The organism is Chitinivorax sp. B (assembly GCF_005503445.1).
Lineage (GTDB): Bacteria > Pseudomonadota > Gammaproteobacteria > Burkholderiales > SCOH01 > Chitinivorax.
Genome location: NZ_SCOH01000008.1, coordinates 98,409 through 112,705 on the forward strand (window position 1 = coordinate 98,409; position 14,297 = coordinate 112,705).

Annotated in this window: 16 protein-coding genes; 3 read left to right on the forward strand and 13 right to left on the reverse strand. The window is 52.6% G+C overall.

Going from position 1 to position 14,297, the window contains the following annotated elements; translation table 11 throughout:
* Window positions 1-152 precede the first annotated feature (152 nt).
* Complete coding sequence (locus FFS57_RS07195) at window positions 153-1,436, forward strand: diguanylate cyclase (RefSeq protein WP_137937094.1); 1,284 nt, start codon at window positions 153-155, stop codon at window positions 1,434-1,436.
* Here the strand turns inward: FFS57_RS07195 and FFS57_RS07200 are convergent.
* The 13 genes from FFS57_RS07200 to FFS57_RS07260 all read right to left on the reverse strand — a co-directional run bounded on the left by FFS57_RS07200 (window position 1,363) and on the right by FFS57_RS07260 (window position 11,813).
* Window positions 1,363-1,839: a hypothetical protein gene (locus FFS57_RS07200; protein ID WP_137937095.1), complete on the reverse strand. Its 477-nt coding sequence runs from the start codon at window positions 1,837-1,839 to the stop codon at window positions 1,363-1,365. The genes FFS57_RS07195 and FFS57_RS07200 overlap by 74 nt on opposite strands.
* An 89-nt stretch (window positions 1,840-1,928) precedes the next feature.
* Complete coding sequence (locus FFS57_RS07205) at window positions 1,929-3,767, reverse strand: nitric oxide reductase activation protein NorD (protein ID WP_137937096.1); 1,839 nt, start codon at window positions 3,765-3,767, stop codon at window positions 1,929-1,931.
* A gap of 11 nt (window positions 3,768-3,778) precedes the next feature.
* Window positions 3,779-4,246, reverse strand: coding sequence for a bacterioferritin (gene bfr, locus FFS57_RS07210; RefSeq protein ID WP_137937097.1), 468 nt, complete (start codon window positions 4,244-4,246; stop codon window positions 3,779-3,781).
* A gap of 14 nt (window positions 4,247-4,260) precedes the next feature.
* The gene (locus tag FFS57_RS07215; protein WP_137937098.1) at window positions 4,261-5,271 is read right to left on the reverse strand and encodes a 4Fe-4S binding protein; all 1,011 of its coding nucleotides are present in this window, start codon (window positions 5,269-5,271) and stop codon (window positions 4,261-4,263) included.
* A 7-nt stretch (window positions 5,272-5,278) separates the two neighbouring features.
* Window positions 5,279-5,656, reverse strand: a complete 378-nt coding sequence (locus FFS57_RS07220; RefSeq protein ID WP_137937099.1) for a hypothetical protein — start codon at window positions 5,654-5,656, stop codon at window positions 5,279-5,281.
* A gap of 2 nt (window positions 5,657-5,658) precedes the next feature.
* Window positions 5,659-6,462 (reverse strand): CbbQ/NirQ/NorQ/GpvN family protein, encoded by an 804-nt coding sequence (locus FFS57_RS07225; RefSeq protein ID WP_137937151.1) that lies wholly within the window; start codon window positions 6,460-6,462, stop codon window positions 5,659-5,661.
* 35 nt (window positions 6,463-6,497) lie between these two features.
* Window positions 6,498-6,743: a cytochrome C oxidase subunit IV family protein gene (locus FFS57_RS07230; RefSeq protein ID WP_137937100.1), complete on the reverse strand. Its 246-nt coding sequence runs from the start codon at window positions 6,741-6,743 to the stop codon at window positions 6,498-6,500.
* A gap of 10 nt (window positions 6,744-6,753) precedes the next feature.
* Window positions 6,754-7,335, reverse strand: a complete 582-nt coding sequence (locus tag FFS57_RS07235; RefSeq protein WP_137937101.1) for a cytochrome c oxidase subunit 3 family protein — start codon at window positions 7,333-7,335, stop codon at window positions 6,754-6,756.
* A 241-nt stretch (window positions 7,336-7,576) separates the two neighbouring features.
* On the reverse strand, window positions 7,577-8,221 hold the full coding sequence (locus FFS57_RS07240; protein ID WP_137937102.1) for a hypothetical protein: 645 nt from the start codon (window positions 8,219-8,221) through the stop codon (window positions 7,577-7,579).
* 78 nt (window positions 8,222-8,299) lie between these two features.
* On the reverse strand, window positions 8,300-8,758 hold the full coding sequence (locus tag FFS57_RS07245) for a putative adhesin (protein WP_137937103.1): 459 nt from the start codon (window positions 8,756-8,758) through the stop codon (window positions 8,300-8,302).
* A 101-nt stretch (window positions 8,759-8,859) separates the two neighbouring features.
* Complete coding sequence (locus FFS57_RS07250) at window positions 8,860-9,642, reverse strand: GNAT family N-acetyltransferase (RefSeq protein WP_137937104.1); 783 nt, start codon at window positions 9,640-9,642, stop codon at window positions 8,860-8,862.
* Between the two features lie 250 nt (window positions 9,643-9,892).
* Complete coding sequence (locus FFS57_RS07255) at window positions 9,893-11,269, reverse strand: cbb3-type cytochrome c oxidase subunit I (protein ID WP_137937105.1); 1,377 nt, start codon at window positions 11,267-11,269, stop codon at window positions 9,893-9,895.
* A 118-nt stretch (window positions 11,270-11,387) separates the two neighbouring features.
* Window positions 11,388-11,813, reverse strand: a complete 426-nt coding sequence (locus FFS57_RS07260) for a c-type cytochrome (RefSeq protein WP_137937106.1) — start codon at window positions 11,811-11,813, stop codon at window positions 11,388-11,390.
* Between the two features lie 352 nt (window positions 11,814-12,165).
* On the opposite strand from FFS57_RS07260, the gene FFS57_RS07265 reads away from it, so the two are divergent.
* The gene (locus FFS57_RS07265) at window positions 12,166-13,905 is read left to right on the forward strand and encodes a nitrite reductase (RefSeq protein ID WP_137937107.1); all 1,740 of its coding nucleotides are present in this window, start codon (window positions 12,166-12,168) and stop codon (window positions 13,903-13,905) included.
* Between the two features lie 53 nt (window positions 13,906-13,958).
* Entirely contained in the window at window positions 13,959-14,291 is a 333-nt protein-coding gene (locus FFS57_RS07270; RefSeq protein WP_137937108.1) for a c-type cytochrome, read from the forward strand.
* Window positions 14,292-14,297 lie beyond the last annotated feature (6 nt).

Below are 14,297 nucleotides of genomic sequence, written 5' to 3' on the forward strand. Positions count from 1 at the left end.
ATGAATGCACACCCATGCTCGTTAGTCATACCCTATCGTTAGCGGTCACGGACATGGCAAGAGAAGTTTGTAACATGCGCGATTCCAAGATGATCATTCCCACCACTTACCATGCATGCTCGCAGCGTTGCTACCAATCGCAGTAGCACGCCATGACCCTACGTCTGAAATTCAATCTGGTTTTGTTCCTTGTCTGCCTGTGTAGCTTGGGTGGAACCAGCTATTACATTTATCGGTCGTTGTATCAGAATGCGTTGGAAGAAGTACGTCGTGAGTCACGTTTGCACATGGAAACTGCGCTCGCAGTACGCTTATACACCACACATCATGTGAAACCATGGTTTGACAAAGTAGCGCCCAACGAGCTGATTCCCCCCACTGTCCCGGCTTTTGCTGCCCGCCAAACAATGAGTGTGTTGCATGCGCGTTATCCTGGTTATGAATATCGCGAGGCAACATTGAATCCCACCAACCCAATCAATCGTGCAATGGGTTGGGAACGTGCACTGGTCGATCAATACCGCAGTGGCAAATTGACTGGTCAAGTTGAACACATCATTGAAGACAAGGGGGCACACGTACTCAAGGTGACCCGTCCGATTCAAATCAATAACGAAAGCTGCCTCAGTTGCCATGGAGATCCGGCCAAAGCAGATCCGATGATGCTGAAACACTATGGCGACAAAGCTGGCTTCAACTGGCATTTGAATGAGATTGTGGGTGCCCAGATCATCACGGTACCTGCAAATGTACCATTGGAGCATGCTCGCAGCGCATTCGTCATGGCACTTGCCTCTCTGATTGCAGGGTTTGCCGCCTTGTTCATCGCGCTGAACGTGATGCTAAGCCTCGCCATCATCAACCCAATGAGCCGAACCAATGCCTTACTGGAACACATGGCGGCCACAGATGGTTTGACTGGCTTGCTCAATCGTCGAAAATTCATGGAGAAACTGAATGAAGCCATTGAAACCAGCGGTGACGACCAGTTTCCGCTGTCAGTGATCATGTTCGATGTCGATCATTTCAAGCAGGTCAACGATAACCATGGCCACAAGACTGGAGATGAAGTACTACGCATCGTTGCGCACGCAGTCGGCAACCTGATCAAAGGTGGAGATAGCCTGGGTCGATTAGGGGGTGAGGAGTTTGCGGTGATTCTGCCGCATACCCCTCTGTCAGGGGCTGCCACACTGGCAGACGCCCTTCGCAAACATATTGCTGGGCTGTATTACCCAGCTGACCTGAAGATCACTGCAAGCTTTGGCGTGGCGTTGATGCGTGCGGGAGAATCGGCCGACTCGGTGCTACACCGAGCCGACGATGCATTGTATGCAGCCAAACGGGCCGGCCGCAATCAAGTCATCTGCGCGCCAGATGCGGGAGAGACTGATTCCCAGGACGTAACCAGTCATCCAGGAATGGATCACCGCTAGGGCCGAAGGTGTTTTCAAACTGTTCCGCCAAGCCTGTCGGCACCACGACAGGCAATTCATCCGCTCCAAGATTACGCAGGGCATACAACTGGTGACGGCCGGTATCAACCACCATCTGCTTGCTGACATCACGCCGGCGGGAATTCAATACTGGCATGGTCAATGGACGGTTGGTTTCAATATCACGGAACACCCGGTTCAAGTTCTCCAGATCACCAATCAGGCTGGACAGGCTACCCCGGTCATGGGTGATGCGATCGGCCAGCTTATCCAGACTTAGCGTCACCACACAACCATCTTCGTTCTCGAACAATCCTGCCAACAATGGGGGCAATAACTGCACCTCCCTGAAGCCCTGGTTGACCGGATTCGCCAATCTCACCACACAAGAGTTATATGTCATCACACCCTCCAATTGATTTATGTCAATTGGATTATTGGCATCATGAACAATAAAATCAAATGATTTCGACGTTACTGAGCAATTATATGCTAATGAATAGTAACAATGTTTTTGTATATATTTACCAGCCGAGCAGGTAACTGTGTCACATCAGATACGACGGTATATCCGTTTTTACCAAACAGGAAAGGCAGGTATTGTTGATGTTCGTTATCAACAGTGACACAAAATGGCAGCAGCCCCATGGCCCGAGCGGACTGCACCGCCTGACGGGTATCTTCCAGGCCGTAACGGCTATCGTACTGGTCCAGATCATTGGGTTTGCCATCCGTCAGCACCAGCAATAATCGCTGCGCAGCAGGTCGTTTTGACAATATGGCCGAGGCATGTCGAATAGCGGCACCCATACGGGTATAGAATCCGGGCCGTAAAGCCGCAAGTCGGCCACGTATCCGGTCATCGTAACGCTCGTCAAACCCTTTCAATAAGTGGCAGCGGACATGATGCCGGCGCACCGATGAAAAGCCGTACAAAGCATAACGATCACCCAATGCACAGAGTACTTCACTGAACAGGAACAACGCATCGCGGATGACATCGATCACCCGTTGCCGGTCACTCACCCACGCATCCGTCGACAGTGACAAATCTGCCAGCAGCAGGCTGGCAACGTCACGCTGGTGTGGACGAATGGCGCTGTACAGTGCAGGCTCGGTCATTAGCAGCCCGGTTGTCCGATCCGCCGCAAAACGGACACAGGCGTCCAGATCCAATTCATCACCACTTGTTTGCCCCTTCAAGCGCAGGCGTTGCGGTGCCAGGGCCTGAAACTGTCGGCGTAATCGCTGTGCTGTTGGTTTCAGATGGAGTGGCAACGCACATGGAACCGCATCCCGCGACAGCATCATTTGAACCTGGCAATGATCCGGTTGCAACCGTTGCTGCCGGTAATGCCACTCTGGCAATAGGATGCCATCGGCCAGCACCAGGTCATCGTCCTGTTCCGATGGTAGATCCAGATCAAACTTCACTCGGCTGACACCTGCCCGAGCATCCCTGGTCACACTCATCACATCCAGATCATCGGCAGCCTTAGCTGCATCGGCTTGCTCGTCCTCATCCAACGGGCGATTGACCTTGACGTACTCTGCCCAGGAAAACAGGCTTTCAGCACGAAACAACAGCATGAAGCCGTCTTTGCCATCCGGCATGTCAACCGCCTCGGCTTTACGCTTGCGGACACCACCAGATTGGCTGGCAGGCGTAGAAGAAGGTGCCTCTGGTATGGCCGAACCGGCCTGCCGCTTGCCGCCGGCTGTTACAGGAGCGGGATGTAGCCATAATGTAACTGGTTGTGGTGGTCGTCTACTACTAGGTAGAACCGTCACGCTTCCCGGCACCAGCAAAGCCTGACGAATGGCTTGCTCAACCCTTGCCTCATCAGTGGGCAACGCTACCGGATCAGGTCGAATCGCCAGATATGCCGCCACCAGCCGCTGATATCTCACTTGCAAGCCGGGCCAGACAGATAAGGTAGCAATCGTGGCCCGCTGACCATGGACGAACCACATCACAGGCTCGACATCCGTTTGTGCCGCCAATGCAATCAACCAGAGATATAAATCACGATTGAGTACAAGATCGGGAAACACATCGATACGCTCGGGCAAGAACAGCGTGTTGCCGTCAGTCCACGCGTATTCTTGATGAGTACCAATACCCGCAATACGTTCCAGCCAGTTTCGACGGGCGCCATGTTGTTCCGGTGTACCAGAGGCTACAGTCAACGCAGCGTCACCCCCCAGGGCGCGGAAGAAGATTGGGGCCATTCTGGCCATGTCCGACAAATTGACACGAGCTTCCGGGAAGCCACGATACGCGGCTTTCCTGATCAAGCGGTCCCACAAGCCACCAACGATCTCTTCCATACTTCAGCCCATCACAGTTGAGACTGGATATAGTTCTGCTCACCCATCAGCCTGATCAACTTGAGCTGCTGTTCCAGCCAATGCGCGTGATCATTCTCGGTGTCATCCAGCATTTGTTTCAGAATGTCGCGGGTAACATAGTCACCAGCAATCTCCACCACAGCAATTGCTTTGCGCAACGCATCAATGACTTCGTATTCCAGTGCCAGATCGTTCTCCAACATGCTCTGCACCGTGCTGCCAATACGTAGTGGATGTGCCGGCACCATGCCGGGCGTACCACCCAGGAACAAGATCCGACGGATCAGTTGATCGGCGTGCAGGGTTTCGTCTTCCATTTCGTGACCAATGCGGGCGAACAACTTGGTCAGGCCCCAGTCCTCATACATTCGGGAATGGATAAAGTACTGGTCACGCGCCATCAACTCGCCGGCCAGCAGTGTGTTCAAAATATCGATAACTTGGGATTGTGTTTGCATGAAGAACTACCGGGTTATGAACAGGATTGCTGTCCTCGCGCCTGCCGCGCATCCAATGCCGCTTCTGACGCTGCTTGAGCCTCATGCACCCAGTGCAGTAACGCCCCCTGCTGATTTGCCGTCTGAACCTGCGAACAGGTATCAATACACTGACCGCATTGCACACAGGCAAACATCAGTCGTTTCACGTTGCGCGGCTTCAGACGCATCGGACAAACATGATCACAGGCAGAGTAGCAACTGGCGCAATCGGCGGCGCGATGACGAGCGAAGCCTACCACCATCGCCCGCTTGTTGCCCATCCAAGCCAGACTTTGAAACAAACCGACAGCACAGGCATAGCGACAGAACAGATGTCTGGCAAACAGGAATTCGATCAAAAAAGCGAGTGCTGCCGCCAGCAGAAAGATGGTCTGATTGCGTGTCAAGGCAACCCGGCACAGATTGCCGTAGATTTCAGCGGGAGGGAGCAGATAGGTCAGCAACACCACCGACCACAATGCAGCAAACCCTGCCGCCAATGGCAGTATCAGCCACCACCAGCGAGTATCGGGTTGAAAGGGTGAGCCATCTGGCTGCCGATTCGGTATCAGCTTGACATCCCATAGGCTTTGCTTGCCAATGGCACGATGCATGACCTGATTGATGGTTTCCACCACAGAAAAATGCGGACACACCCACCCGCAATACAAGCGTCCCCATCGCCACGCCACATAAATTACAACGCCACCAATCAGCACCAGCGGTAGAAAACCACGCCAGACCAGATTCAATGCTGCGGCCTGTGTGCTGATCCGGCCAGCCAGCAAGTCATCCAACCCTAAGGTCCAGTTGTAGCCAAGCAAGATGAAATGTTTCAGGTTGAGATCAAGCCGGAACAGATCAAACACAGGCGCCAACACAAACAGCAAGAAGAAACCGGCTTGCATCAGCAAGCGCCAGCGCTGTACCGGCCACCCCAGCCAGCCACGATGAACAATTACCACTGGCTGAATGGGAAATACACTGTGCAACGGCGCGTTCATAACGAGCTTACCACCTACGAATACCAATTAACGGGTAGCGAAACTCTTGCCCTGCAGCAGCCCTGGACCAAGCATACAGCGCCATCAGAATCAAAGCGGAATGGCAGCAGATGAAATACAACAGCAACACCACCCATGTCCCCGGCACCGTCAGCCCCCCCATACCGACAATCGATATCGACACCATGCCCAGCAGCACGCCTGCCCATATACTGGCCCACACCGCACCACGAACATGGCAACGTACCAATGCAGCCGAATGATGCCAGTGCCGTCGGGCAATCAATAGCAGTACCACAAATGCAACGCCTGGCAGTAAGGTGATGTTAAGCAGGTTCATCAACTGCGCACGTGCAGCCAACTGAATAGCGACACCATCGCGCATGATCATCGCCCAAACCCGGCCAGAATCACTTCACGTAATGCCATCGCGGTATCCGGGTCGTCAGTCAACGGTTCAACCAGTGCCGCTTCACAAGCCGCAGCCGGCTCACAGCCAGCCCGAATCAAATTGGCGGCATACACCAACAGGCGTGTTGATGCCGCCTCTTCCAGGTCATGCCCAGTCAGCTTGCGCATGCGTTGTGCCAAATCCACCAACTGTGCTGCCACCTTGTCATTCACGCCGCTTTCAGCGATGACAATGCGGGTTTCCAGCTCGGGGGGAGGGAAGTCGAAGCCCAATGCGACAAAACGCTGCCGTGTCGAGGGCTTCAGACTTTTCAGCAAATTCTGGTAACCTGGGTTGTAGGACACCACCAACATGAACTCATCCGGTGCCTGCAATTGTTCGCCGGTGCGTTCGATTGGTAGCACCCGACGGTCATCGGTCAACGGGTGCAGCACCACTGTCGTATCCTTGCGTGCCTCGACAATCTCATCCAGATAGCAGATCGCCCCTTGTCGAACAGCACGAGTCAATGGGCCATCGGCCCAATAGGTTTGCCCATCACCAATCAGGTGCCGGCCTACCAGATCTGCTGCTGTCAGGTCATCGTGGCAGGAAACGGTAATCAGCGACCTGCCCAGACGTGCGGCCATGTGTGCAACAAATCGGGTCTTACCACACCCCGTTGGGCCCTTGATCAATAGTGGTAGTCGATTGCGGTAGGCATGCTCGAACAACTGGCACTCGCTACCCAATGGCTGGTAAAAAAGCGGGCTGCCAAGCCCTGCACTGTCCGGTGGCATTCCCGTGTCGTTCATCATGCGTTCCAGAATCCTATTCAATATGCGATGGCAATCAAACCAAGTACCAGCAGCAACCAGCCATGCACCAAGCCTCGCCACAACCACTCCACCCGACGCAGGTCCATGAAGTGATCAATCACCAAATGCCCCTTGAGCAGCGTCACCCCCAACAGCCCAAATACCACCTGACGTCCAGTCATGCCGACCTCGCCAATGGCAAAGGTAGCCAGTGTCAGCAGTAATAAAACCATCCATAGCCCGGTCCGTGCTTTGATGTGCATCAGCTTTGCCTCAATGAATCACGTAAACCAACGGGAACAACACAATCCATACCAGATCGACCATATGCCAATAGGACGCTCCCGTTTCCACCCCCGCATGGTCCTGTGCCGAATAGCCTCCCCGCCATGCCTTGATGGCACACGCGACAAGGATGATCATACCGAGCAATACATGCAGAAAATGGAAGAACGTCAACGACAGGTAGAACATGTAAAAGGTGTTGGTCGACAAGGTAATATCAGCCGCCAGCTTGTCCGCAAATTCGACCAGCTTGATCGCCACAAACACGGCCCCACATCCTAGCCCTGCCATCAGCCACCAGCAGCATGGTCGGCCCAACCCTTGCCGAACCGCTGCAACAGCTTGCACCACACAGTAACTGCCGGTAATAAGCACCACGGTATTGATCGCCCCAGATACCCGGTCCAACGTCAACTGTGACGCATTGAACAATTCGATGTGTCGGGCACGCGTAAAGGCATAGGCAACAAAGAACACGCCAAATACGAGGAGTTCAGCAAAAATGAAAAACCACATTGCCAAATCACCCGGTAACGGTGATACAGGACGCGCAGTTGCAGCATCAGACATGATGACGGGTCACCACCAACACAGGCCTAACCTGATCCAGGTGGCGATAACAGAAGTGGGCCAGCGCATATTGAAGCATTGCTACTGGCCACACGACATTGATGCAGGTCAGCTTTGAGGAAACCGCCTGATAGCCGATCCAAACTTTAAAAGCAATGGTAAACACTACAGACATCGACCACCCACATGGCCCACCTGAGCAAGGCCCAGTCAGCCCAAGGGCTTGTTCAATCGTGAAACACTATTTCACGATTTGATTGATCGACCAGCCTTTTGCTTTGACATCCAGTGCCCAGCGCTTTTCAGGCGGCAACAGATCATTGAATAGAATCTTGTGTTGTTTCAGCAAAGTACAACGACTCTTATTCACTTTATTGATAGTCCCGCACTCCGCCTCATAGGTACTGGTCAAATACCAATAACCTTTTTCCGGTTCCCCCAACGCTTTGTGATAGCGACCGTAATATTCACCAGCCAACATTCTGGCGCTCAGGTGCTTGTCCGCAATAGCGCCATAAGCAGCAATCACTTCCCAAAGTGCAGCCAACGGCTCTGGCCGCTTATCGATATCTTCAATGATTGGTCGGATATTCATCTGGGTGGTACCTTGAGACTCGACTATCATGCCCCAACCGGATGTTCCGAGGATTTTTTCCTCAAAACAGACCAACCGATTATTCTGCAATCCGCCGTAGTTCATGGCAATCTCGATTGAACCAGCATCGGCCTGCTTCTTCTGATCGGCAACAAACTTGGCAAATGCTGCCTTCTTTTTATTGCCAATCAATACATCACAATCTTCCAGATCCGCGTCAGTCAACGCCGCTGCATGTCCCACACTGACACAAGCCATGGTCAATGCTGCCACCCACTTCAAAGGCCACATGTATCTTCACCTCCATCATGTTGTGATCACGCATCATAACTGAAGTGGTTATGGGCACCCGGTACTGCTAACTGATGATCAGAACTGGAAAGTCAGCTTGTTGATACGGCAAGCAAAGCTATGAATGACGGTATAACGGAGTTGGTGCGCGCGAATCGCCTCGAACACTTCATCCATATGCGCCTTTCCATTGGGTGAAATGGTAATCAGGTCATACTGCGCGGTGGGAATGGCCCGATCAAAGATATGATTGTGTTCGAGCGAATAATTCTCGATGACAGACCCGCCGGGTTTGGTATCCATTGGCAGCACATCGTATCCTTGTAACAAATGAAATGCCTTGGTACCAATTGAAACCGTGTCGTCGGCACTATTGAAATAGAGCGTCATGCCTGGTGGTACGATCACCTTGCCCGACCCGCTTCGAAACATGCCGCGGCTGGGCGTATAGCCGCCATGAGACAGCAGCAAAGCCGTCGTTGCCTGATCTCCGATGCGCGTGATAACTACATTTTTATGTCTTGATACAGTTTTCATTTTTCCCCTTGATACATACTGCGTAAAAGAACAATTTGTCAGGTACCGGCTTGGTTTAGTTCCATGGTTCATGCGAATAAGCAAATGAAAACGTTACATTCTTATTCTTTGGCTAGTTTTTTCCGGTATGGCTGCGTCATACAAATATGCTGAAACCCGATACGTTCCAGAATCGGCCTGCTCATGGGTGATGCATCCACCGCCACAAATTCATAGTGACGTTGCCTTGCCTCAACAAAACGGACATGAAACAAATCGCCATAGACACCTCTGCCACGAAAAGCCGACAACACCGCACCACCATGGAGCTCTGGAAAACGGGAACCTGCTGGGTACTCAGTCCAACCACTACCGATAGGTTGTCCGTCATGATAGGCACCAAACATCGACAAGGTTTCAGGTCGATTCAGCAACGTGTCAACCAATTGCTCATATAGCCAGCCAAAATCCCGCTCCCACACTTGCTCCTGTACTGCCACCACATCGGCCAAGCCGGCTAAGTCATCAATCCGTTTCACATCCCATTCCCGTTGCCGAGCTGACACCTTCAGCGCAGCCTCCTGCAACGAGAACATCATCAATGCTTCTTCCTCATCCGGCACAAAACCTTGTGCGCGCAATAACGCTGCCAAACTCTCAGGCTGATCGAATGCATAAACCTTCCATTCAAAATCCACGCCCAAGGTATGAAAATAATCCGTCTGCTCCATAATCTGACTGGCAGTCTGATCAACAGGCAAATCGGTATACATGACGACTCCCTCCATGCCATCCAGCAATGGGGTGTAACGTACGAAACCTGGAAAACCTTCATGCTTGAAGCCATCGATCTGCTGATGTCGACGATCAGCAACATATTGTTGAAATAGAGTCAGCTTGTTCATCAATCTCTTACCTCGGTTTATTCAATTTATGAGTTATCCATACAAGGCCTTAGAGGTTAATTGCACAACATGGCAAGATCAATATCAGAAATTGGTTCCAGCAAAACTGATAATCAGCGCGTACTTATGATTTTGATATATGTTCAAACTGGATACTTATTATTCACAGTATTTTTTACTAAGAATAGCCAAAATAAAAACGCAGCGATAACGCTGCGTTTTTGTTCATTTCAGCAGATTGTCTAACATATCAAGCCATCTTGATGTGTTCACCCTTCACAAAAAAACTCAACACATACAATACCAACCCAACCATGAACACCACACCACTCCCCTCACGCAACCAGTAAAATAGCGCTACCTGATCCTGCGCAGCCATGAAAGGCATGGGAGTTGCCGAAACACGTTGTAGCCAGATTTGTAGAATACCGGCAGCGGTCAGGAACAGGGTGATGAATACCATGGCAATGGTCATTAGCCAGAAAGACCACATCTCCAGCACTTGCGCACGTTCCGAATTCGCAGTGCGACCACGCAGTACGGGCATGGCATAACTGATGATGCACATCACCACCATGGCATACGCACCATAGAACGCCATGTGGCCGTGGGCGGCAGTGATCTGTGTACCATGGGTGTAGAAGTTGACTGGTGCCAATGTGTGCAGAAACCCCCATACGCCGGCCCCCAGAAAGGACATCACTCCGGTACCCAATGCCCACAATGTGGCAGCCTTGTTGGGATGGTCGCGTTTGCGACGGTTGACCATGTTGAAAGCAAATACCGTCATCATGAAAAATGGAATAGGCTCTAGTGCGGAGAAAATACTACCCCACCACTGCCAATATTCCGGCGTGCCGATCCAGTAATAGTGGTGACCCGTACCGATGATACCGGTGATCAGTGTCATGGCGATGATCACATACAACCACTTCTCGATCACCTCACGATCCACACCCGTTACCTTGACCAGCACAAACGCCAGCAGTGCACCCAAGATCAGTTCCCACACGCCTTCCACCCACAGATGTACCACCCACCACCAGAAGTACTTGTCCTTGACCAGATTGGACGGGTTATAAAACGAGAACAGGAAGAAGATGGCCAAACCCCACAAACCTAGCAACAGCACCAGCGAGATGGTGGTCTTGCGACCAGCCAGTACGGTCATGGTGATGTTGTAGAGGAATGCCAACGCCACCACCACGATACCAATCTTGGTCAGCAACGGTTGTTCGAGGAATTCCCGACCCATGGTTGGCAAGATATCGTTACCTGTCATCTGTGCCAGCGTGGCGTATGGCACCATCAGATAGCCCAGGATGGTCAACGCACCCGCCACCAGAAATATCCAGAACATGGCGAGAGCCAGCCTGGGGCTATGCAGCTCGCGTTCCGATTCTTCTGGTATCAGATAATACGCGCCGCCCATAAAGCCAAACAGCAACCAGACGATGAGCAGGTTGGTGTGCACCATGCGCGCCACATTAAAGGGAATGGCCGGGAACAGAAAGTCACCGACCACATATTGCATGCCCATGATCAGGCCAAACACAATCTGCCCGATGAACAGGCCGATCGCGGCGATGAAATACGGTTTCGCCACCGCTTGGGATTGGTATTGCATGGTTTTCTCCGTGTTGATCCAAGCTATTGGTTGCGGTGAGATGAATGCTGTCGCGCCGGAGTGAATCCCGAACGACAACATGACTCGACAGTTATCCCCCCCTCACGATCGGTACGGGTCAGCCTTCGATGTTGGGTGGCCATTTGTTGGTCTTGATCTCCGAGCTGTATTTGAGGAAAGCCACCATGTCGTCCAATTCAGCTTCAGTGAAGTCGAACTGTGGCATTTGGCGACGGCCAGGGGCACCGGTGGGTTGCGCCTTGATCCAAGCCTTGATGAAATCCGGCCCGCGACGAGGGTAGACATTGCCCAGCTCCGGCGCGAAATAAGCTCCTTCACCCAGCAAGGTGTGACAGCCAATACAGTTACGCGTCTCCCACAAGTGCTTGCCGCGAACAACCTGCGGTGTCAGGTTTGCACTGTTGTCGTACTTGGGGAGGGCTTTGACGGTATCAAATGTCAGGGCGAGAAACAGCAAAAAGAAAAATACCGCACCACCATAAAAAATATTGCGCGCGGTGGACTTGGTAAAGGTTCCGCTCATGGGTCAGCTCCCTTGTTCAGGTAACACCAGGAACAGTAGGCCCAGTGCTCACCTTTTGATTTCAGGTGTCGCCAATTTAATCGCTGGCATGCCTCGCCCTCATTGATGGATATCAAATAAAACCAGCCTCGCACACCATTACGTGCCATTTCTGACAAGCCATCGTCCTTTCGAACTAGTTCCCCTAGTTCTTCTGCCATTCCTGCGTTTTTTGCTGCATTTGATACGCATCAATGCCAACAGATCGTCAAAGCGGGATGCTGTCGGCAACCAATCAACTGCCGACGCCAGTTCCAGTAAGCCTTGGCGCGGTACCTGACTTGGGTGTCTCGTTCCGATCAAGGAGAACAATATGAAGCGCAAGGGATATTCGCGGATGGCCAAGCTGTTCGTGCTGGCAACATTACCCTGGGCAGTGGGCAGCGCCTTGGCAAATGATACCAAGCAAGAACACAGCAATACGCCATCTGCCCAGTATTCAGCTGGAGGGGGGTCACCGCTGGCCAAGGAGGACATGCACCAGAATGTAAATCCCAAAGCGCCATCCATGACGGAAAAGGAGTTCACGCAAGGCAAGCAAATCTACTTTGAACGCTGTGCAGGCTGTCATGGCGTGTTGCGAAAAGGCGCTACAGGCAAACCCCTGACAACCGACAAGACCCTGGCTGCCGGCACTGACTATCTCAAGGTGTTCATCAAATATGGTTCCCCGGCAGGGATGCCGAATTGGGGTACCTCAGGCGAGCTGACCGATGACGAGGTCGATCTGATGGCTCGCTATATTCAGCAAGAGCCACCGACCCCACCGGAATTCGGCTTGGAAGATATGAAGAAGACATGGAAGGTACTGATTCCAGAGGATAGGCGGCCGAAGAAGAAAATGAACAGCTTCAATATCGAGAACCTGTTCTCCGTCACCTTGCGCGATACCGGGGAGGTCGCGCTGATCGATGGCGACACGAAGCAGATCATCAATATCGTCAAAACTGGCTATGCCGTGCACATCTCGCGCTTGTCAGCATCTGGCCGGTATCTGTTCGTGATCGGGCGTGATGCCAAGATCAACATGATCGACCTATGGATGGAAAAACCTGACAACGTCGCCGAGATCCGTGTCGGCCTGGAAGCACGGTCGGTCGATACCTCCAAGGCCAAAGGCTATGAAGACAAGTACGCAATCGCCGGTGCCTACTGGCCACCACAGTACGTGATCATGAAAGGCGATACGCTGGAGCCCCTGAAGATTCAGGCGACACGTGGCATGACCGTCGACACACAGGAATTCCACCCGGAACCGCGTGTCGCATCGATTGTCGCCAACCATCACAAGCCGGAATTCGTCGTCAATGTGAAAGAAACCGGCAAGATTCTGATGGTGGATTATTCAGACCTGGATAACCTGAAAACCACCAGCATTGATGCCGCTCGCTACTTGCATGACGGTGGCTGGGACATCACCAAACGTTACTTTCTGGTTGCTGCCAACCAATCCAACAAGATTGCCGTGGTTGATACCGTGACCGGCAAGCGCGCTGCACTGGTGGATGTCGGCAAGATTCCACACCCCGGCCGGGGCGCCAATTTCACCCACCCGAAATTCGGGCCAGTCTGGGCCACCTCACATCTCGGGGCCGAAGATATTTCGTTGATTGGTACAGACCCGGCCAAGCATAAGGCCAACGCCTGGAAAGTGGTGCAGGTGCTGAAAGGCCAAGGCGGTGGCTCATTGTTCATCAAAACCCACCCGAAATCGAAAAACCTGTGGGTGGACACCCCACTGAACCCGGACACCAAAATCAGCCAGTCCGTGGCCGTCTATGACATCAATGACCTAAATAAACCGGCACAGATCATCGACATCGCCGGTTGCGCCAAAGATCTGGGTGAAGGTGCCAAACGGGTGGTACAGCCGGAATACAACAAAGCTGGTGATGAGGTCTGGTTTTCGGTGTGGAGTGCCAAGGACAAACGCTCGGCGATCGTGGTGGTGGACGACAAGACCCGCAGCTGCAAGAAGGTCATTGCCGACGCCAAGCTGATCACGCCGACCGGCAAATTCAACGTGTACAACACCCAACACGATATTTACTGATTCGCGCGAACGGGCGGTCGTGAACCGCCCACTCTCACTTCAAGGAGAAGAACATGCTGTTACGTTCCTTACTCGCCATTGCCGGTGTCGCCTGCCTGTGGTTGGCGAACCCAGCCAGCGCAGCAGTCGATGCAGCCAAAGCACAAGAGCTGTTGGGTAAATCTGGCTGTGTGGCCTGCCACACCAAGGATAAAAAGCTGGTTGGTCCCGCCTTCCAGGAGATTGCCAAAAAGTACAAAGGCAATGCTGGTGCCGAGGCACAACTGATCAAAAAAGTGGTAGATGGCGGCACGGGCACTTGGGGGCCGATCCCAATGCCACCCAACAAGGGAAAAGGTAGCGATGCCGATTTCAAACTGATGGTGCAGTACATCCTGGCTCAGTAAGCAATT